Below are 19,515 nucleotides of genomic sequence, written 5' to 3' on the forward strand. Positions count from 1 at the left end.
GACGTTACTGAAAGTCGGTGGACCCCGCATCTTGAACGGCGCGGTTTCTTACGGGCGCGGCGAGAAAATGTTGAGACAGAACGGCATACAACACAAAAAAAGTCCGAGGACGCCGCGGTTTGGCGTCCTCGGACCGAGACGGCTCAGAAGCGGCCGCTGCCCGCCTTGCGCAGGTCGTGGTTGAGCTGGCTGATCACGTCGAGCGGAATGCCCTTGGGGCAGGCCGCCGAGCACTCGCCCATATTGGTGCATCCGCCGAATCCCTCGGCGTCGTGCCGGGCCACCATCGCTCGCACGCGCAGGGCGCGCTCCGGCTGGCCTTGCGGCAGTTCGCCGAGATGGGTGACCTTGGCCCCCATGAACAGCATGCCGGCGGCGTTGGGACAGGCCGCGACGCACGCACCGCAGCCGATGCATTCGGCCGCCATGAACGCCCGCATGGCCTTGTCCTTGGGCACCAGGGTCGCGTGCGCGTCGGGGGCGGCCCCGGTGTTGACCGAAATGAACCCGCCGGCCTGGATGATCCGATCGAAGGCGGTGCGGTCGACCACCAGATCGCGGATGACCGGGAAGGCCTCGGCGCGCCACGGCTCGATCGTGATCTCGTCGCCGTCCTTGAACGTGCGCATGTGCAGCTGGCAGGTCGTGGCGCGAACCGGACCGTGCGCTTCACCGGAGATCATCAACCCGCACATGCCGCAGATCCCCTCGCGGCAATCGGAGTCGAATGCGATCGGCTCCTCACCCTTGGCGTTGAGACTCTCGTTGAGGACATCGAGCATCTCCAGGAAGGACATGTCCGGGGACACATCATCGACCTGATAGGTCACCAGGCGGCCCTGGTCCTTCGGGCCGTTCTGACGCCAGATCTTCAGCGTGAGCTTCACGTGTCTTCCTTGTCTTCTACTTGTAGCTGCGCTGCTTGAGCTGGATGAACTCGTAGGTCAGGTCCTCCTTATGGAGGATCGGGGCGCCCATGCCGCCCTCGGCGCCGCTGCCGGCGTATTCCCAGGCGGCGACATAGAGGAACTGGTCGTCATGGCGCAACGCCTCGCCGTCCTCGGTTTGGGACTCGGCGCGGAAATGGCCACCGCAGGACTCCCGGCGGTGCAGCGCGTCGATGCACATCAGTTCGCCGAGTTCGAGGAAGTCGGCGACACGGCCCGCCTTTTCCAGGGACTGGTTGAGGGTGTCGGCGCTGCCGAGGACGCGGACGTTACGCCAGAACTCGGCGCGCAGGCCGCGGATCAGGTCGATGGCCTTCATCAGGCCGGTCTCGGTGCGTTCCATGCCGCAGTACTCCCACATGATCTGCCCGAGTTCCTTGTGGAAGGAATCGACGCTGCGCTCGCCGTTGATCTCGAGCAGCCGGCGCGTGCGCTCCTCGACCGATCGCCGGGCCTCGGCCACCGCTGGAGTGTTGTCGTCCAGCTTCTCGTAGGGCCCCTTGGCGAGATAGTCGCGGATGGTGTTGGGGAGGACGAAGTACCCGTCGGCTAGCCCCTGCATGAGGGCGCTGGCGCCGAGCCGGTTGGCGCCGTGGTCGGAGAAGTTCGCCTCACCGGTGACGAAGAGGCCGGGGATATTGGACGACAGATCGTAGTCGACCCACAGGCCGCCCATCGTGTAGTGGACCGCCGGGTAGATGCGCATTGGCACCTCATACGGGTTGTCCCCGGTGATCCGCTCATACATGTCGAAAAGGTTGTCGTACTTGGCGGCAACAGCGGCCTTGCCCATCCGCTCGAACGCCTCGCTGAAATCGAGGTAGACGCCGCGACGGAAGTCGCCGACCATGGGGCCGACGCCGCGGCCCTCGTCGCAGACGTTCTTGGCTTGGCGTGAGGCGATGTCCCGCGGCACGAGATTGCCAAAGGCCGGATAGATCCGCTCCAGGTAGTAGTCGCGGTTCTCTTCGGGGATCTCCCTGGGGTCCTTCTCGCAGTCCTCCTTGCGTTTGGGCACCCAGATGCGCCCGTCGTTGCGCAGCGACTCCGACATCAGCGTCAGCTTGGACTGGTGATCCCCGCTGACCGGGATGCACGTCGGGTGGATCTGGGTGTAGCACGGGTTGCTGAAGTAGGCGCCCTTGCGGTGCGCCCGCCAGGTCGCGGTGACATTGCAGCCCATGGCGTTGGTGGAGAGGAAGAACACATTGCCGTATCCGCCGGAAGCAAGCACGACAGCGTCGGCAAGGTGGGTCTCGATCTCGCCGGTCACCAGGTCGCGGGCGATGATGCCACGGGCCCGGCCGCCCTCGATGATCACCTCAAGCATCTCGTGCCGCGCATACATCTCAACCGTGCCGGCAGCAATTTGGCGCTCCAGCGCCTGGTAGGCGCCGATGAGCAGTTGCTGGCCGGTCTGCCCGCGGGCATAGAACGTGCGCGAGACCTGAACGCCGCCGAAGGAGCGGTTGTCGAGCAGGCCGCCGTATTCGCGGGCGAAGGGGACGCCCTGGGCGACGCACTGGTCGATGATGTTGGCGCTGACCTCGGCGAGCCGGTAGACGTTGGTCTCGCGGGCGCGGTAGTCGCCCCCCTTGACGGTGTCGTAGAACAGCCGGTAGACCGAGTCGCCATCCTCCTTGTAGTTCTTGGCGGCGTTGATCCCACCCTGAGCGGCGATCGAGTGCGCGCGCCGGGGGCTGTCCTGATAGCAGAACGCCTTGACGTGATAGCCGGCCTCGCCGAGGGTGGCGCTGGCCGCGCCACCGGCCAGACCGGTGCCGACGACAATGATCGACAGCTTCCGGCGGTTGGCGGGGTTGACCAGCGCGGCGTCGAACTGGCGCTGGGTCCACTTGCGCTCGATCGGGCCGGCCGGAGCCTGGGTGTCGGCGATCGGGCCGCCGAGCCGGTAGTAGTCGGCGTCGACGCCTGGAGGGGTGGTCAGCTCGGTGTCAGTCATGTCAGCCCACGATTCCGAAGAGGATGGCGAATGGCGGGATGAGGAAGGCGAGCCAGATCAGGCCGCCCACGACGTGCCCGGCGAGTTGCGCACGCGCGCGGGCCGCGGTGGTCGAGGTCATCCCGAGCGTCTGGGCAGCCGACCAAATCCCGTGATACAGGTGGAAATAGAGAGCGGTCACGGCCAGGAAGTAGATAAGGACGAGCCACCACTGCTGGAAGCTTCCGACGACATTCTCGTACGGCGTTGCGACCTTGCCCTGAGGGTGGATCGTGTGGGTCGTCAGGTGCAGCAGGTGGAAGACCACGAAAAACAGCAAGGCGATCCCGCCGTAGCGCATCGTGCGGGAGCCGAGCGATGCCGCCAGGTTCTTCTTCACGGCATACCGAGAGCCGCGGGCGCCATTGGCTCGACCCCACAGGGTGAGGGCGGAGTAGGCGTGGAGCGCGAGCGAGGCGAGCAGGACGATGCGAACGACCCACAGCAGACCCCCGTGGGGCAGCATCGGCTCACCAATTGTGCGCAGGTGGTGAGCGTAGGCGTTGAACTTCTCGGCACTAACGAGCACCATCAGGTTGCCGTAGGCATGAACAGCGACATAGCCGACGAAGATCAAGCCGGTGACGGCCATGAGGAGCTTGAGCCCGATCGAACTGCGCACCGCCGGCTTGGATGCGGGAAGAGTCGAGGTTGCCACGGGGTGAAACCTATCGCCAGCCAGGCCGCCGCGTCTGCTCGGAGGCGCCGTTGCGGTGTGTGAAATTCTCCCCATTTTTTGGTATGCCGTCCCTCACGCCCCCGCGCCGCGCACCGAGATCGTGGGTGGCAGGGCGTCCGGAAGCGGCCGGGTGACCAGCTTGCTCGCCTCGCCCGGGGGGACGCCGAGCATGCGCAGGGCCGCTGCCACAACCTCGTCGACGGTCGCGACGGGCATCGCGTCGCCGCGGGTGAGGGCCACCTGGACGAGGCTGAGCAGCACCCCGCCGGCCAGCATCATCAGCACCTCCGGGTCCTGGTCGACGAACCTCCCGCCGGCGATGCCCGCCCGGATGTCGCGCATGGCCTGGGTCCGCAGCCCCCGTTCGGCGGTCAGGACGACGGTGCCCCGGGCGAGCAGCGGCGCGAGCAGGTGCGGCTGGGCCAACGCGAGCCGCCCGGTCAGGCGGAAGCTGGCGGCGAAGATCTCGGCCGGATCCGTCAGGTCGGCGGTTGCCGCGTCGACCCACTCCGCGTAGCGATCGAGCAGGTCGAGAACGGCCTCGCTGAACAATTCGTCCTTGCCTCCCGGGAAGTGGTTGAAGAAGGAGCCGAACCCGACCCCGGCCCGCTTGGTGATCTCCTCGATACTCGCGCTCTCGCGCCGCTCGACGAGCAGCTCACGGGCCGCACCGAGGAGGGCGGCATGCGTGCGCGCGCGCCGCTTGCTCTGCCCCGTCGGCGCGGCGGTGGGCATGGTGGTGGTCGGGCCGCTGGTCACGGGCATCTCGCCCTCTTCCAATGTGATGACACCATCATATTCGACGTGACATCGAGTGGGTACGTACTTGATGATTTCATCATAATGAAGTTGATCAAATCGTCAGATGGAGTCTCCCATGGCTTCCCTCCCCCTCGCCGAGCGCACGGTGCGCGTCGGCGCGCGCGATCTTACGTCGTCACCACTGGTTCCGGCCCGCACCTCGTCCTGCTCCCCGGCGGCGGACCCGGCGCCAGCGGGGTCGCGAACTGGACGCGCAATATCGACGCCCTCGCGCAGCACTTCACGCTCGTCATCCCCGACATGCCGGGGTATGGCCGCTCGAGCAAAGATCTCGATCAGTCCGATCCCTTCGGCGACCTGGCCGCGTCGATGCGCGGGCTCCTCGACGAACTCGATATCGACCGGGCCTACCTGGTCGGCAACTCCTATGGCGGGGCGGCGGCGCTGCGGCTGGCACTGGACCGGCCCGACCGCGTGGACCGGATGGTGCTCAACGGTCCCGGCGGCATCGGCACCACCCGCGCCCTGCCGACCCGGGGTCTGAGCCAGTTGCTGAACTACTACGGCGGCGACGGTCCGAGCCGGGAGAAGATGGCGGCCTTCATCCGCGAATCGCTGGTCGCCGATCCCCGGCAGATCACCGACGAGGTCATCGACGGCCGCTACCAAGCGAGCCTCGACCCGGAGGTTATCGCCAATCCCCCACTGCGTCGCCCCTCGGGCAAGGATGCGCCCCGCGTCGCCTGCGCATGGACCTCACCCGCGACAAGCGCCTGACCACGTGCGACGTTCCGACCCTGGTCATCTGGGGCACGGCCGAGAAGGTGAACCGACCCTCGGGCGCCTGGCAGCTCGCCACCCGTTTGCCGCGCGGTGACGCCTATCTCGCTGCGGGAGTTGGGCATTGGGTCCAGTGGGAGGCCCCCGAGCTGTTCAACCGGCTCGCCATCGACTTCCTGACCGGAGCGGCCCGGTGACTGCCGTAGCCCGCCCGGTGACTGCCGTGGCGGCCCGGCCGGACGTCTTCGGCGGCGTCCATCTCGGCTATGTCGTCATCGGGACGCAGCGGTTCGTCGACTGGCGGCGCTTCGGCGCCGACGCGAGCGGGCTGCATGTCGACGAACCCGCGCGCGATGTCCTGCGCTTCCGGCTCGACGAGCATGAGTGCCGCTTCCTGCTGCAGCGCTCCCCCGCCGAGGATGTCACGGCGCTCGGGTGGCTGGTCGACGATCACGAGACCTTCGAGATCATCCTGGCCCGGGTCGCCGACGCCGGCCTGCCCGTCGTCGAGGGGACAGCGCACGAGTGCGCCCTGCGCGGCGTCGAGCGGGTCTGGCGCTTCCCGGGCCCGAAGGGGATGGCGACGGAGATCTTCACCAGCGCCCGCACCACGACGACGCCGCTGCGGATGCTGCAGACCGGCTTCGTCACGGGCGCCAGCGGCCTGGGCCACGTCGCCATCACGGCCAAGGAGCCCGAGGGCATCCGCGGCAACTACGGCCAGGTTTTCGATGCCCGCCTCTCGGATTGGATCACCGAAAACATCGCCGGCGCATCGTTGTGCATCCGCTTCCTGCGGGTCAACGAACGCCACCACTCGGTGGCCGTCGCCGGGGTGCGCGGCCTGCACATCGACCCGGTCCGGACCGCGATCCAGCACCTCAACACGCAGGTCGAAACCCTCGATGATCTCCTCGCGGCCTATGAGCGGGTCAACGCCCACGGCTTCCGGATGCAGTGGAGCGTCGGGCAGCACACCAACGACCGCGAGCTGTTCCTTCTATTGCGTCACGCCCTCGGGCTTCGAGTGGGAACTCGGCTGGGACCCGATCATCGTCACCCCGGAACTGGAGGCGCAGTGGGCGCCGCGCACGTATGAGGGCATCTCGATCTGGGGGCACACGCCGATCGGCGAGAACGTCGCCACCCGCCTTGCGCAGGTCGGGCGTGGCCTGAATTCGTTGCGGCGCAACGACTACGCGCTGGTCACGCCGTGGGGAGACCTGTGGTGAGTCCCGCCGATCAGTATGACGCGTGCGTCGTCGGCCTCGGTCCGACCGGCCTGCTGCTGGCGCACCTGCTCGCCGAGCGCGGCGTGCGCGTCCTGGTCCTGGAGCGGGAACCGACCTATTACGGCATGGCCCGCGCGGTCTATACCGACGACGAGTGCCTGCGCATCCTGCAGACCGCCGGCGTCGCCGACGACGTGCATGCCGACATGGTCGTCGACCTCCCCGTGCAGTGGGTGCGGGCCGACCGCTCGGTCCTGATGCAATTCCACGACCCATCCCGCCGCAACGGCTGGCCGACGTCCAACTTCTTCTATCAGCCCTTCTTCGAAGAGACGCTGGAGCGCCGGCTCGCTGACCGCCAGCTCGTGACGGCGCGCCGCGGCCGGGCCGTGCTCTCCGTCGCGCAGGACGATGAGGGGGTGACGGTGACGCACCAGGGATGCCGGGGTGCGGCATACGGCCGGGGCGAAGCCGACCTTATCGAGGGCACCGTCGAAACCACGCGGGTGCCCTATCTCGTTGCGGCAGACCCCGTGCGTGGCAGCGCCGGCCGCCAGGTGCGCCCTGGACGACGCGCTCGGCACGGGGTGGGCCGTCGTGGGCCTGGGCACCGACCCGCGGGCGGTTGTCGGCGATCAGTGGTCGCACCTGAATCCCTCGTGGACAACGATTTTCGAGCCCGGCACACGGCCGCAGGGACGACCCCGGAGCGCGGACGTTGGGGCCGGCGTGACCTCGGTCGAGGCCATCGACGCGCAGTGGTCGGAGTGGCTGCGCCGGCGACGATTGCACACGGGTCAGGTGCTCTTGCTGCGCCCTGACAAATACGTGCACTCCGTGCTTGCCGGTGAGTCGCGGTGAGCGCCGCCCGGCCGCGGCGGATCGACGTCCACCACCACGTCATCCCACCGGACTACGCGCTCTTGTTGCCGGAGAAGGGGATCCGGCCGGGCGGCATACCGCTGCCGCGGTGGACGGCGCATGCGGCCGGCCGCATCATGGCCCGCAACGGCCCCGCCACGGCGATCCTCTCGGTGTCGACACCTGGCGTCTGGTTCGGTGACGTGCCCGAGGCCCGCCGGTGGGCGCGCCGCGTCAACACGTATGCTGCGCAACTCGTTTCGGACAACCCAGCCGGGTTCGGCTTCTTCGCCACCCTCACCCTGCCGGACATCGACGGGCCGATCGCTGAGGCCGAATACGCGCTGGATGTCTTGCACGCGGACGGCATCGTCCTGCTCGCGAACAACGCCGGGATGTATCCTGGCGACCCGGCCTTTGACCGGCTCTTCGCCTTCCTGCACGAGCGGCGTGCCCTCGTCTTCGTCCATCCGAGTGAGCTGCCCGGGGGGCCGGCGGACGGCATCCCGAGCTTCACGGCCGACTTCCTGCTCGACACGACGCGCTCCGCGATCAGCCTCATCCTGTCGCGCGCCTTGGAGAAGTACGACGGGGTCCGGTTTATCCTGGCCCACGCGGGCGGCTTCGTCTCCTATATCGCCCACCGCATCTTGCTGACGACGCTGCGGGATGAGCCGAAGCTGAAACTCGCTGCGCTTGCGTTGAATCGGGAACGGGAGGTGGCTCGGCGGTGGAGCTGTTCAAGCGCTTCTGGTTCGACATCGCCCTCTCCGCGACGCCGACCACCTTCCCGTCGCTGCTCGCTGTCGCGGACCCGGCCAAGATCCACTTCGGCTCCGACTTCCCGTTCGCGCCCCCGGCGGCGGTGAAGTACATGCGTGTCGAATACGAATCGGTCGACCTGCCAGCGTAATTGCGCGCCGGGATCGATCGGGGCAATGCCGAGCGCTTGTTTCCTCGCCTCGCGGCCGCTCGCACCTGAGCCGAGCTACAAAGCCTCGGGAGTGGTGTCGAGGGCAGCGAGCAGGTGGAGGACGGCATCCAGGTCGGGGCAGTCGAAGCGCTGCTGCCCGGGCTCGGATGGGTCGAGCAGCGTCGTCCGCAACGGAGCCATGGCCATCGCCACGCCGGCCTTGCTCAGCATGCCAAGGTCGTTCTCGCCGTCGCCCATCGCGATGACATTGGACCAGTCGAGGCCCAGTCGCTCGATGAGGACGTCGCCGCCCTTGGTCGCTGCAGCTTCGACGCGGACTATATCGAAGTAGCCCGGATAGGACTGCACCACAGCGAGATCGCGTTGCGCGTCGATGATTTCGAGGGTGGCCCGGTGGGCCTTGCACAGCGGGAACGCCAGGAGTTTGACGATGTCCTCGCGGCCCTCGAAGGGTTCCACCGTCGCGGTCGCGCCGACATAGTGCGACTCCTCGGTGACGCGCTCGTTGACGGTCTGGACCAGCCACTGCGAGTCGGTGTAGGCCCACATCTCCATACCGACCGCGCCGGCCTGGTCGAGGATCCAGGTGAGGGTGCTCGGCTCAAGGAAGCGGCGCCCGATGGTGCGCCAGCCGTCGCCGTCGCGTTCCTGCACGAGCGAGCCACTGCCCGCGCCGAGGAAGCCGATCTCCGGGCGCTCGGCGGCCAAGCCGTGTAAAGACTCGGTGTTGCGGCCCGAACACAAGGCAATCGACAAGCCGGCGCCGTGCAAGGCGTCAAGCAACCGGCACGGCATACGGTTTCCAGCCCTCGCCATCGCGCAGGGTGCCGTCCACGTCGAGCAGGGCAAGCCGCAGCCGCTGCGTGTCAACAACGTGGGTATCGCTGACCTGCGCGTCGCTCATCGCACTCTCCTGGAACGGGATGCGGCCAATGCCGCACCGACGATACCGGCCCGGTTGGCGAGCGCGGCGGGGACGATCTCGGTGCGGATGTCGAGCAGGTGACGGAAGTGCTCCCAGTTCCACGACCCCCCGCCGCCGAGGACGATCAGGTCGGGCCAGATGAGGTCCTCGAGATAGCGCAGGTAGCGCTGCAGCCGATCGGCCCACTGCTCCCACGTGAGGTGCTCGCGGTCGCGGGCGACCATGGCCGCGTGGTAGCACATGTTCTCCCCGTCGACCACGAGGTGACCGAGTTCGGTGTTGGGGAAGAGCCGGCCGTCCATGAGCAACGAGGTCCCGATGCCGGTCCCCAGCGTGACCAGGACGACGACGCCGTGGACGCCCTGAGCCGCGCCGAACGCCATCTCGGCCAGCCCCGCAGCGTCGCCGTCGTTGAGGACGGCGACCGGTGCCCCGACCCGGTCGGCGAGCAAGTGCGCGGCATCGGTCCCGATCCAACTGGCGTCGATATTGGCGGCCGTTCTCACCACCCCGTCGGTCACCACCGCGGGCAGCGCGATGCCAACGGTCCGCGTCTCGGCGCGCCCTGGAACCCGGTGCACGACCTGAGTGATCGCTTCGGCAATCGCCTCTGGGGTGGCCGGCTGTGGCGTCGGGACGCGCAGCCGCTCCATGAGGGGCTTGCCGTCGCGGACATCGACCAGCGCCGCCTTGATCCCCGTCCCCCCGACATCCACCCCGACATACGCCCGCGCGTTCATCGCTCCCTCACGTGCCCGGCGCGCAGGTAGTCAGTCGAGATCAGGTACTCCGACGATCGAGCGAGACGGGGCGGCGACGCAGGAGCCGACCCGCCGAGCGCTGAGGAGAAGAGCAAAGAGTCACAGGGAGCCGACCCGCCGAGCGCTGAGGAGAAGAACAAAATCATCACAGTGACTGCTCTGTCCTCGCGATGATGTCGTCCTGGGTGGCCTTGGACAGGACGTTGAAGAAGGCGCTGTAGCCGGCGACGCGGACGATCAGGTCGCGGTGCTTCTCCGGGTGGGCCTGGGCGTCGAGCAGGGTCTCGCGGGAGACGACGTTGTATTGGACGTGGAAGCCGTCGAGCCGGTTGAAGAAGGTGCGCAGCAGCAACCCGAGCTTCGTGCGGTCCTCCGCCTTGGTCAGCACCTGCGGGGTGACCTTCTGGTTGAGCAGCACTCCCCCGGTGATCTTGCCGGTCGGCAGCTTGGAGACCGACTTGAAGACCGCGGTCGGGCCGTGGGTGTCGGCGCCGTGGGCGGGTGAGCAGCCCTCGGCCAGTGGGACTCCGGCGTTGCGGCCGTCGGGGGTCGCCGCGGTGGAGGCGCCCTGCGGGACGTTGGCCGAGATCGAGGAGGTGCCGGCGTAGTAGCCGCCACCGATCGGGCCGCGCCCGTAGCGGGTGTTGTGGTGCTTGAGGATCTCGTCGATGCAGCAGTCGTATGCCGTCACGAGCAATCCGTCGACGTAGTCGATGTCGTTGCCGTACTTGGGGGCGGCCTGGAGCAGGGCCTGGATCTCGGCGCCGCGTTCGCCGGCGAAGTCGCTCTGCAGCGCCTCCCACAGCTCGGCCGTGGTCAGGGTGCCATCGTCGAAGACGCACTTCTTGATCGCGGCGAGGGAGTCGCCGAGGTTGGCGATGCCGACCTGGAGGCCGGAGACGAAGTCATAGACCGCGCCACCTTCCTTGATCGGTTTGCCGCGCCCGATGCAGTCCTCGACCAGGGCCGAGCACAGGATGTCGGCGACGTTCTCCTCCAACGCGATATCGCAGCAGGCGTCGAGGGTGACGCAGTGGCGCTGGAACTCGCGGATGGTGACATCCCAGGCGGCCATGACCTGATCGAAGCTGGTCATCTCGGTGAAGTGCGGGCCCTCGGGGGCCAGCTGCTCGCCGGTCTTCGGGTCGCGGCCACCGTTCATCGCGATGAGCAGGGCCTTGGGGAAGTTGAGGAAGCTCATCCCGGTGCAGCGATAGCCCCACTTGCCGGGGACCGCGACCTCGACGCAGCCGATGGCGCTGAAGTCGTAGGCATCCTCCTTCGCGACCCCCTTCTCGATGAGCGAGGGGATGATGATCTCGTCGGAGTTGAACGCCGGCATACCGAAACCGAGGCGCATCACCTCGATGCACTCGAGGAGGAAGTCCTCGGACAGGCCGCGGTGGTAGCGGACGGTGAGGTTCGGCTGCGGCAGCCGGCACTGGGCCACGGCCTTCAGGACGAGGTAGGAGGTGGGGTTGACCGCGTCCCGGCCGTCGCGGGTCTGCCCGCCGATGGTGATGTTCTGATAGAGCGGGCCGCCGGCGGAGAAGCGGGTGTGGGACCAGCCGCGGATCTTGGCGACGGTGAGGACCTTCAGGCAGAGGTTGGCGAGGATCTCGGTGGCGCGCTCCTCGGTGATCCGCCCGGCGGCGAGGTCGGCCTCATAGAAGGGGTTGACGTACTGGTCGAAGCGGCCGAAGGAGAGGGAGTGGCCGTTGGACTCGATCTGGAGGGCGAGCTGGACCAGCCAGACCGCCTGGACCGCCTCGTGGAAGGTCTCGGCGGGCTGTTCGGGGACCTTGGTGAGGATCCGGGACATCTCGAGGAGTTCCGCGCGGCGGGCGGGGTCGGCCTCGGTGGCGGCGAGGTCGGCGGCCAGAGCGGCATACCGATGCGCGAAGGTGACGACGGCGTCCAGGGCGATGAGGACGGCACGATAGAAGGAGGACTTGGCGAGGCCCTCGCGGTCGGTGAGGTCGACCTGCGCGAGCTGGGCCTGCGTGCGGGTGCGGTAGCCGGCCAGGCCCTCCGCCAGGACGCGCTCGTAGAAGACGGCGATGTGTGCGTCGCCGGAGGTGATATTGCCCTCGGGGTGGATCAGGCCGAGGTCGTAGAACGTCTTGCTCTCCGGCGGGAAGAGCGCGATTCCCTTGTCCTTCAATGTATTGTGCTCCCAGAAGGGAGCGATCTCGCGCAAGGTGGCCTTGGCGTCCTCGGTGATCGTGAAGCGGTCGCCCGGGCGCTGGTCGAACTCGTCGAGCTCGGCGACCACCCAGTCCATCGCGTATTCGGGCATGATCGGCGCGGCCCGGTTGGCGCTCGCCTGGTTGCCGGCGAGCAGGGTGGCCGGCTCGATGTAGATCGACATCCGCTCCAGGACATTGCGCAGCATCAGGGCGCGCAGGATGACCATCGGCTCGTGCCGGTGCTCTCTGTACGTCTCGGTGGTGATCACCGCGCGCTCGACGCAGACCGACGGCTCGGTGTCGAGGAGCAGCTCGCGCCAGGCCCGCATCCGGGAGGTGAGCTCACCGAAACCAGCTGCGGTGGCGGGTTTTTCATTGAGGGCCTGGGACATCGTCGGTGCTGCTTCCTGGATCGGTATGCCGCGTTATGCCGACGCGACCTTGGTGATGGTCACGCCCGCCGCGGTGAGTTGGGACTGGATGGGGCGGGGCAGCGCGTCGTCGGTGAAGACGGCCGAGACCTCGCCGGTGTCGAAAAGGTGGATGGCGCCCTGCTTGCCGAACTTGGCCGATTCGGTGAGCACGACGACCTCGTCGGCCTGGTCGGACATGGCGCGCATCGTGTCGGCACGCAGGTGGTCCTTGGCGGTGAACCCGGCCGCCCCGGTATAGCCGTCGATACCGACGAAGATCTGGGCGACGTGGAAGCGACGGGCGTTGTCCTTGGCCACCGGGCCGACCAGGACCTGGGACTCGTTCTGGTAGTCACCACCGAGGAGGACCAGGCGGGCATAGGGGGCGGTGCGGATGAAGTCGGCGATGAAGGCGGAGTTGGTGACGATGGTGACGTCGCGGCGAGTCGTTGCCAGCTCCTCGGCCAATAGCGCACAGCAGGAACCGGATTCGATCATGACGAGGCCGCCCTCGCCGATCGACTCGGCGGCGCTGCGGGCGATGCGGCGCTTGGCGTCGTAGTGGTAGGCCAAGCGGCTGCGCATATTGTCGGTGGAGACGGGAACGGCATACCCGTGCTCGCGGCGGACCAGGCCGCGCTGCTCGAGCTGGTCGAGGTCCTTGCGGACGGTGACCTCGGAGACGGCGAACATGCCGGCGAGTTCGGAGACCTCCACCCGCCCCTGGTCCAGGACATATTCGAGCATCTTCGTGGCCCGCTGAACCATCGGGATCTCCTTCCGGATCCGGCCGACTGGCGACCACGCCAGTCATTCCAAATGAAGACTAGTCAAGTTTCGAATGAAAGTCTAGAGTGGAGTCATGAGCCTGCGCCGAAGCCCGCTGCTGGAGCGGCCCCGGCCCGCCGGCGAGCCGACCGGGCGCAACTTCGACATCCAGAAGTTCTCCCTCCACGACGGCCCGGGAATCCGCACCGTGGTCTTCCTCAAGGGCTGCGTCCTGGCCTGCCTGTGGTGCTCCAACCCGGGCTCGCGCAAGCTGTCGGTCCTGAAGGTCCGCGACCCCGAGGACGCCTCGGTCTTTGTCGAGGACAGCCGGGACTACACCGTCGAGGAGGTCGTCCGGGTCTGCCTGCAGGATCTCCCCTTCTACGAGGAGTCCGGCGGTGGCGTGACCCTGTCCGGCGGCGAGGCACTGGTCCAGTTCCACTTCTCCCAAGCGCTGCTGCGGGCGTTGCGGGACAAGGGTATTCACACGGCGATCGAGACGACCGGCATCGCCGCACCGGAGATCTTCGCCGAAACCCTCGACCTGCTCGACCTGCTCATCATCGACGTCAAGCATCACGACAAGGCCCAACACAAGCGGTGGACCGGGCGCGGGAACGCGCTCGCGCTGGCCAATCTGGACGTGGCGGTGGCCAGCGGCATACCGATGATCGCGCGGATCCCCGTCATTCCCGGGGTCAACGACGGTTTGTGCGACGCGGCGGCCTTCGCGGCCTTGCTGCGTGAGCATGCGGTCGAGCGGGTGCAGTTGCTGCCGTTCCACCAGTTCGGGGAGCGGAAATACGACTTGCTGGGGTGGGACTACACCTTTGCCGAGGTGCCCCCCTTGCACGAAGATGAGCTGGGCGAGTATGCCGGTGTCTTTCGAGAAGCCGGCGTCGATGCCTACTTCTAGAGCCAAGGAAGGCGAGTAATGGCGTCCGTCGTCGTCATGCCCAAGGCGGGCAACTCCGTGGAGTCGTGCATCCTGTTGACCTGGAACGTCGCCGTGGGCGACACCGTCGAGGACGCGACGATTCTCTGCGAGGCCGAAACCGACAAGTCGACGATCGAGGTGCCCGCCGGGGTCGGCGGCACGGTGCTCGCGCTCATCGCGCAGCCGGGTGACGAGGTTCCCGTGATGGAGCCGATCGCGATCGTCGGCGCGCCGGGTGAGAGCTTCGAGCTGCCGGCCGGGCCAAGTGGCTCCGGTGACCAGCCGGCGGCTGCCGCCGAACCAGCTCCGGCGGAGGCTCCTGCTGCTGGTGCCGAACCGATTGCGGCGCAGCCTGTTTCGAGCGTCTCGGGGGCGAGCACGGCGGCGAGTCCGTATGCCCGTACCCAGGCCGCCGAGCGCGGCATCGACTGGCAGCAGCTCGCCGGCAGCGGTCCGCACGGGCGGGTCATCGCGCGCGATATCGCAGCGGCACCGGCGACCACGCGTGGCGTGGCGGGTGCGGCGGTTCCAGCGGGCGTCTCCGGCACCGGCCTCGGCGGGCGGATCACCCGCGAGGATGTCGCTGCCGCCGCGGTCGCCACCCCGGCCGCTGTCGCGGGAGCGCCGGCGGCCGGTTCGGCGGGGCTGCCGGACTTCCCGGGAGCGGTCGAGGAGAGCCGGCTGACCGGCATCCGCAAGATCGTCAGCGAGCGAATGATGCACTCGCGCAATAGCACTGCTCCGGTCACCTATACCGCGTCGGCTCCGGCGACGGCACTGTTGGCACTGCGGGCGCGCTTGAAGTCCTCCGATCCATCACTCGGTTTGGACGCGGTGACGCTCGGCGATCTGGTCAACTTCGCGGCCGTGCGGGCGGCCGCCCGGCGTCCGATGTTCAGCGCTCATCTCGAGGATGGCGTGCTGCGCGTCTTCGAGGAGGTCCATCTCGGGATGGCGGTCGACACCCCCCGCGGCCTGCTCGTCCCGACGGTGCGCTTCGCCGGGCGAATGGGGTTGCGCGAGTTGTCGGCTCACAGCAAGGACCTCATCGGCAAGGCCCAGGCGGGAACGGTCGAACCGGATCTGCTGACCGGCGGCACCTTCACCGTCTCCAACCTCGGCGCCTTCGGGATCGAGAGCTTCAGCCCGATCATCAACGCCCCCCAGACCGCGATCCTCGGCGTCGACGCGATCACCGTCCACGCCGCCGCCGGACCGAGTGGCGAGCTGATTCCGGAGCAGCGAATCGGCTTCTCCCTCACCGCCGATCACCGGGTCATCGACGGCGCCGACGCCGCGCGCTACCTGAAGGACCTGACGAGCCTGATCGCCGCGATCGACCTCGCGGTCATCGGCTGAGCGGGGGCGATGATGAGCGACTACGACGTCATCGTCCTCGGCGGCGGCCCCGGCGGCTATCTCGCCGGCGAACGTCTCGGCCACGCCGGCCTGCGGGTCCTGCTGCTCGAGGCCGACACCGTCGGTGGCACCTGCGTCAACGTCGGCTGCATCCCGACCAAGAGCCTGCTCCACTCGGCCAAGACCTACCTGCACGCCCTCGACGGCGCCCGGTTCGGCGTCAAAGCCACTGGCGTGGAGGCCGATTGGGCGACTATGCAGGCGTGGAAGGCCAAGACTGTCAAGACGCTGGTCGGCGGCGTGCAGGCCAACCTCAAGCGGCTCGGGGTCACGATCGTGAACGACCTCGGGGCGCTGGCCGGCCCCGGGCGGGTCGAGGTCGGCGGGAGCATCCAGACGGCGGATCAGGTCATCATGGCGACCGGCTCCGAGCCGGTCATGCCGCCGATCCCGGGGGCCGAGGGCCGAGTCGTCGACTCGACCGGACTGCTCGCGATCGACCACATCCCCGAGCGCCTCGTCGTCATCGGCGGCGGCGTCATCGGCGTCGAGTTCGCCTCTCTCTTCGCCGCGCTCGGCTCGCGGGTCGACGTCGTCGAGTTGCTCCCCGAGATCCTGCCGTTCATGGACACCGACATCGCCTCGCGTGCCCGCGAGGGCATCGAGGGAGTAACCTTTCACCTCGGCTGCCGCGTCGAATCCCTTGACGGAGAGCCCGGTTCGTCCACCGTTCACTTCACCGACGCCGCCGGTGAGCCCCAGGAGCTGACTGCCGGCACCGTCCTCATGGCCGTCGGCCGCCGGCCGCGGATCGCCGACTCCGGCGCCGCCGGCGCCGGCCTCGACATCGTCCGCGGCGCGATCCGGGTCGACGACACGATGCGGACCAACCTGCCCGGGGTGTGGGCCGTCGGGGATGTGACCGGGCGCAGTTTGCTGGCCCACGCGGCCTACCGCATGGCCGAGATCGCCACTGCGCACATCCTCAGCCCCGGCCAGGCCCCGCCCGGGCAGCGGCTGCGCGAGGACACCATCCCGTGGGCGGTCTATTCGATCCCCGAGTCCGCCGGCGTCGGCCTCAGCGAGGCCCAGGCTCAAGCACGCGGGCTCGATGTCACCTGCGCCGTCGTCCCGCTCTACCTGTCCGGGCGCTTCGTCGCCGAGAACGGCGTCAAGGCTCCGGGTGCCGTCAAGATCGTCGCCGAGACGGGCTCGCGGGTGGTGCGCGGCATACACATGGTCGGAACCTATGCGCCCGAGACGATTTGGGGCGCCGCCGCCGTTCTCGAGAACGAACTGACCGTCGAGGACCTGCGCCAGATCGTCATCCCCCACCCCACCGTCTCCGAGGGCATCCGCGAAGCATCGTGGGGTACCCCATGAAGTTCTCCGCTTCCGCCGTGCCAACCCCGGGACGAGTTGCGCTCCGATACTTCACGGGGACCCCAAACCGCTTGGGCCATCTTCAGCTGAACCGTCCGACCCTGCCACCGAAGGTAAGAACCACATGACCAAGTCGCTGATCGTCGATCCGTCCGTCGTCCGCAGCCGGGACGTCGTCACGGTCCACGAGATCCCCGTCAACACCTACGCGATGGATTGGGCCGCCGAGCTGAAGCGCTTCGGACCCGACGGGATGACCGGAATCCTGCGCGACATGATCGTCATCCGCGAGTTCGAGTCGATGCTCGACTCGTTGAAGAAGACCGGCGGCTGGCTCGGCCTCGACTACGACCACCGCGGGCCGGCGCACCTGTCCATGGGCCAGGAAGCGGCCGCGGTCGGCCAGGCCACCGAACTCGACCCCGATGACTTCGTCTTCGGCTCCCACCGCAGCCACGGCGAGATACTCGCGAAGTGCTTGAGCGCCATCCGGAAACTCGACTCGGACCGGTTGAGCGCGACGATGGAGGGCTTCCTCGAGGGGGACACGCTTCGGTATGCCGAGAAGCTCCCCTCCCGCGATCTGCCCGGCCTCGCGCTGAACTTCGTCCTCTTCGGGACCCTCGCCGAGATCTTCGCCCGCCAGTCCGGCTTCAACCGGGGCATGGGCGGATCGATGCACGCCTTCTTCACCCCGTTCGGGTCGATGCCCAACAACGCGATCGTCGGCGGGTCGGCGCCGATCGCGCTCGGATCGGCGCTCTTCAAGCGGATCAACCACCAGCCCGGCATCGTCGTCGCCAACATCGGCGATGCGTCGATGGGCTGTGGCCCGGTGTGGGAGGCGATGACCTTCGCGGCGATGGACCAGTTCCGCCAGCTATGGCCGGAGCACGACGGCGGAAACCCGCCGATCCTCTTCAACTTCTTCAACAACTTCTACGGCATGGGCGGCCAAACCTCCGGCGAGACAATGGGTTTCGGGACCCTCGCGCGGGTTGGTGCCGGGGTGAACCCGGAGCAGATGCACGCCGAGCGGGTCGACGGCTACAACCCGCTGGCCGTCGCCGAGGCGATCCGGCGCAAGAAGGAGGTGCTGTTGGGGGGCCGTGGGCCGGTGCTGCTCGACACGATCACCTATCGGTTCGCCGGGCACTCCCCCTCGGATGCCTCGAGCTATCGCACCCGCGACGAGGTCGAGCTGTGGGAGCACGACGACCCGATCCACGCCTTCGGCGAGCTGCTCGTCACCCAGGACGTCCTGTCGAGCGACGACATCGAGACGATGCGCGAGTCGATCCGCGAGCGGCTGCTCGGGGTGCTGCGGATCGCGACGGACGAGGACCTGTGCCCGCGGGTGACCGACCGGTTCATCGAGTCGGTCATGCTGTCCAATGGCAACGAGCCGGCCCTCGCCGAAGGCGAACCCGAACTGTCCGAACCGGTTTCGGAGAATGCGCGCACCAAGTCGCTGGCGACCAAGGTCCGCACCTCGCGCGACGCCGACGGCAAGGCCGTCTCCAAGATCAAGATGTTCACCTTCCGCGACGCCCTCTTCGAGGCGATGGCGCACGCCTTCGCGACCGACCCGACGATGGCGGCCTGGGGCGAGGAGAACCGCGACTGGGGCGGCGCCTTCGCCGTCTACCGCGGGCTGACCGAGATGCTGCCCTACCGGCGGATCTTCAACTCCCCCATCAGCGAAGCGGCGATCGTCGGCGCCGGCGTCGGCTATGCCCTCTCCGGCGGCCGGGCCGTCGTCGAGCTGATGTATTGCGACTTCCTCGGCCGCGCCGGCGACGAGGTCTTCAACCAGGCCGCCAAGTGGCAGTCGATGTCGGCCGGCCTGTTGAAGCTGCCGCTCGTCATCCGGGTCTCGGTGGGGTCGAAGTATGGCGCGCAACACTCCCAGGACTGGTCGGCGCTCGTCGCACACATGCCCGGGCTGAAGGTCTACTTCCCCGCGACGCCGACGGACGCCAAGGGGATGCTCAACCTGGCCCTGCGCGGCACCGACCCGGTGGTCTTCCTCGAGAGCCAGCTGCTATATGACAAGGGCGAGGACTTCGAGCCGGGCGGGGTGCCGGAGGGCTACTACGAGACGCCCGAGGGGTTGCCGGTCGTCCGGCGGGCCGGGTCGGACCTGACCATCGCAACGTATGGCGCGACGCTCTATCGCGCGCTGGAGGCGGCCGACATCCTCCAGGAGCAGTATGGCCTCTCGGCCGAGGTGATCGACCTGCGCTTCCTGTGCCCGCTCGACTACGAACCGCTCCTGGTGTCGGTGCGCAAGACGCATCGGCTGGTGCTGGCTTCCGATGCGGTGCAACGCGGTTCGTTCCTGGGCCAGGTCGCCGCCGACGTGCAGACGCTGGCCTTCGATTCCCTTGACGCGCCGGTCACGGTGGTCGGGTCGCGCAATCACGTCACGCCCGCGCCGGAGCTGGAGGACGTCTTCTTCCCGCAGGCGCAGTGGATCGTCGACGCGGTGCACGAGCGGATCGTGCCGCTGCCCGGGCATACGGCCACGAGCAACCAGACCGAGGGCGAGCTGCTGCGGCGCACCCGGCTCGGGGTGTGAGG

General features: G+C 68.1%; 18 protein-coding genes. 9 read left to right on the top strand and 9 right to left on the bottom strand.

Annotated features, from left to right (window positions below; genetic code table 11):
- Positions 1-143: 143 nt before the first annotated feature.
- The 4 genes from V9G19_RS23305 to V9G19_RS23320 all read right to left on the bottom strand — a co-directional run bounded on the left by V9G19_RS23305 (position 144) and on the right by V9G19_RS23320 (position 4,393).
- A complete protein-coding gene (locus V9G19_RS23305; protein ID WP_462287778.1) occupies positions 144-887 on the bottom strand; it encodes a succinate dehydrogenase/fumarate reductase iron-sulfur subunit in 744 nt (247 codons plus the stop codon).
- 16 nt (positions 888-903) lie between these two features.
- Positions 904-2,910 carry a fumarate reductase/succinate dehydrogenase flavoprotein subunit gene (locus V9G19_RS23310; RefSeq protein ID WP_462287779.1) on the bottom strand — a complete coding sequence of 669 codons (2,007 nt, stop codon included), beginning with the start codon at positions 2,908-2,910 and terminating at the stop codon, positions 904-906.
- Position 2,911: 1 nt separating this feature from the next.
- Positions 2,912-3,607: a succinate dehydrogenase cytochrome b subunit gene (locus tag V9G19_RS23315; RefSeq protein WP_462287780.1), complete on the bottom strand. Its 696-nt coding sequence runs from the start codon at positions 3,605-3,607 to the stop codon at positions 2,912-2,914.
- Between the two features lie 93 nt (positions 3,608-3,700).
- Positions 3,701-4,393: a TetR/AcrR family transcriptional regulator gene (locus tag V9G19_RS23320; protein ID WP_462287781.1), complete on the bottom strand. Its 693-nt coding sequence runs from the start codon at positions 4,391-4,393 to the stop codon at positions 3,701-3,703.
- Positions 4,394-4,477: 84 nt separating this feature from the next.
- Here V9G19_RS23320 and V9G19_RS23325 point away from each other — a divergent pair, with 84 nt between their 5' ends.
- The 5 genes from V9G19_RS23325 (at position 4,478) to V9G19_RS23345 (ending at position 8,132) form a co-directional block, all read left to right on the top strand.
- On the top strand, positions 4,478-5,167 hold the full coding sequence (locus tag V9G19_RS23325; protein ID WP_462287782.1) for an alpha/beta fold hydrolase: 690 nt from the start codon (positions 4,478-4,480) through the stop codon (positions 5,165-5,167).
- Positions 5,140-5,367, top strand: a complete 228-nt coding sequence (locus tag V9G19_RS23330) for an alpha/beta fold hydrolase (protein ID WP_462287783.1) — start codon at positions 5,140-5,142, stop codon at positions 5,365-5,367. The genes V9G19_RS23325 and V9G19_RS23330 overlap by 28 nt, the downstream gene beginning before the upstream one ends.
- Positions 5,364-6,269: a VOC family protein gene (locus tag V9G19_RS23335; protein ID WP_462287784.1), complete on the top strand. Its 906-nt coding sequence runs from the start codon at positions 5,364-5,366 to the stop codon at positions 6,267-6,269. The genes V9G19_RS23330 and V9G19_RS23335 overlap by 4 nt, the downstream gene beginning before the upstream one ends.
- Before the next feature lie 129 nt (positions 6,270-6,398).
- Entirely contained in the window at positions 6,399-7,223 is an 825-nt protein-coding gene (locus tag V9G19_RS23340; protein WP_462287785.1) for an FAD-dependent monooxygenase, read from the top strand.
- A gap of 36 nt (positions 7,224-7,259) precedes the next feature.
- The gene (locus tag V9G19_RS23345) at positions 7,260-8,132 is read left to right on the top strand and encodes an amidohydrolase family protein (protein WP_462287786.1); all 873 of its coding nucleotides are present in this window, start codon (positions 7,260-7,262) and stop codon (positions 8,130-8,132) included.
- Positions 8,133-8,251: 119 nt separating this feature from the next.
- Here the strand turns inward: V9G19_RS23345 and V9G19_RS23350 are convergent, their stop codons facing one another.
- The 5 genes from V9G19_RS23350 to V9G19_RS23370 all read right to left on the bottom strand — a co-directional run bounded on the left by V9G19_RS23350 (position 8,252) and on the right by V9G19_RS23370 (position 13,253).
- On the bottom strand, positions 8,252-8,980 hold the full coding sequence (locus tag V9G19_RS23350; RefSeq protein WP_462287787.1) for an HAD hydrolase family protein: 729 nt from the start codon (positions 8,978-8,980) through the stop codon (positions 8,252-8,254).
- Positions 8,973-9,101, bottom strand: coding sequence for a hypothetical protein (locus tag V9G19_RS23355; RefSeq protein ID WP_462287788.1), 129 nt, complete (start codon positions 9,099-9,101; stop codon positions 8,973-8,975). Before V9G19_RS23355 ends, V9G19_RS23350 begins: the two co-directional genes overlap by 8 nt.
- Positions 9,098-9,862, bottom strand: coding sequence for a polyphosphate--glucose phosphotransferase (ppgK, locus tag V9G19_RS23360; protein WP_462287789.1), 765 nt, complete (start codon positions 9,860-9,862; stop codon positions 9,098-9,100). Before ppgK ends, V9G19_RS23355 begins: the two co-directional genes overlap by 4 nt.
- A gap of 166 nt (positions 9,863-10,028) precedes the next feature.
- On the bottom strand, positions 10,029-12,464 hold the full coding sequence (locus tag V9G19_RS23365; RefSeq protein ID WP_462287790.1) for a glycyl radical protein: 2,436 nt from the start codon (positions 12,462-12,464) through the stop codon (positions 10,029-10,031).
- Between the two features lie 33 nt (positions 12,465-12,497).
- Entirely contained in the window at positions 12,498-13,253 is a 756-nt protein-coding gene (locus V9G19_RS23370; protein WP_462287791.1) for a DeoR family transcriptional regulator, read from the bottom strand.
- Positions 13,254-13,347: 94 nt separating this feature from the next.
- On the opposite strand from V9G19_RS23370, the gene V9G19_RS23375 reads away from it, so the two are divergent.
- The 4 genes from V9G19_RS23375 (at position 13,348) to V9G19_RS23390 (ending at position 19,513) form a co-directional block, all read left to right on the top strand.
- Positions 13,348-14,169 (top strand): glycyl-radical enzyme activating protein, encoded by an 822-nt coding sequence (locus V9G19_RS23375; RefSeq protein ID WP_462287792.1) that lies wholly within the window; start codon positions 13,348-13,350, stop codon positions 14,167-14,169.
- 18 nt (positions 14,170-14,187) lie between these two features.
- Complete coding sequence (locus V9G19_RS23380) at positions 14,188-15,549, top strand: dihydrolipoamide acetyltransferase family protein (protein WP_462287793.1); 1,362 nt, start codon at positions 14,188-14,190, stop codon at positions 15,547-15,549.
- Between the two features lie 12 nt (positions 15,550-15,561).
- Positions 15,562-16,932, top strand: a complete 1,371-nt coding sequence (lpdA, locus tag V9G19_RS23385; RefSeq protein ID WP_462287794.1) for a dihydrolipoyl dehydrogenase — start codon at positions 15,562-15,564, stop codon at positions 16,930-16,932.
- A gap of 124 nt (positions 16,933-17,056) precedes the next feature.
- Positions 17,057-19,513 (top strand): alpha-ketoacid dehydrogenase subunit alpha/beta, encoded by a 2,457-nt coding sequence (locus V9G19_RS23390; protein ID WP_462287795.1) that lies wholly within the window; start codon positions 17,057-17,059, stop codon positions 19,511-19,513.
- Positions 19,514-19,515 lie beyond the last annotated feature (2 nt).

The organism is Nostocoides sp. (genome assembly GCF_037045025.1).
Classification (GTDB): Bacteria; Actinomycetota; Actinomycetes; order Actinomycetales; family Dermatophilaceae; genus Nostocoides_A.

Coding starts and splice junctions, on each gene's coding strand:
- lpdA (WP_462287794.1), top strand. CDS start 15,562: ATGAGCGACTACGACGTCATCGTCCTCGGCGGCGGCCCCGGCGGCTAT.
- V9G19_RS23390 (WP_462287795.1), top strand. CDS start 17,057: ATGACCAAGTCGCTGATCGTCGATCCGTCCGTCGTCCGCAGCCGGGAC.
- V9G19_RS23365 (WP_462287790.1), bottom strand. CDS start 12,464: ATGTCCCAGGCCCTCAATGAAAAACCCGCCACCGCAGCTGGTTTCGGT.
- V9G19_RS23370 (WP_462287791.1), bottom strand. CDS start 13,253: ATGGTTCAGCGGGCCACGAAGATGCTCGAATATGTCCTGGACCAGGGG.
- V9G19_RS23380 (WP_462287793.1), top strand. CDS start 14,188: ATGGCGTCCGTCGTCGTCATGCCCAAGGCGGGCAACTCCGTGGAGTCG.
- V9G19_RS23330 (WP_462287783.1), top strand. CDS start 5,140: ATGGACCTCACCCGCGACAAGCGCCTGACCACGTGCGACGTTCCGACC.
- V9G19_RS23375 (WP_462287792.1), top strand. CDS start 13,348: ATGAGCCTGCGCCGAAGCCCGCTGCTGGAGCGGCCCCGGCCCGCCGGC.
- V9G19_RS23355 (WP_462287788.1), bottom strand. CDS start 9,101: ATGAGCGACGCGCAGGTCAGCGATACCCACGTTGTTGACACGCAGCGG.
- V9G19_RS23310 (WP_462287779.1), bottom strand. CDS start 2,910: ATGACTGACACCGAGCTGACCACCCCTCCAGGCGTCGACGCCGACTAC.
- V9G19_RS23320 (WP_462287781.1), bottom strand. CDS start 4,393: ATGCCCGTGACCAGCGGCCCGACCACCACCATGCCCACCGCCGCGCCG.
- ppgK (WP_462287789.1), bottom strand. CDS start 9,862: ATGAACGCGCGGGCGTATGTCGGGGTGGATGTCGGGGGGACGGGGATC.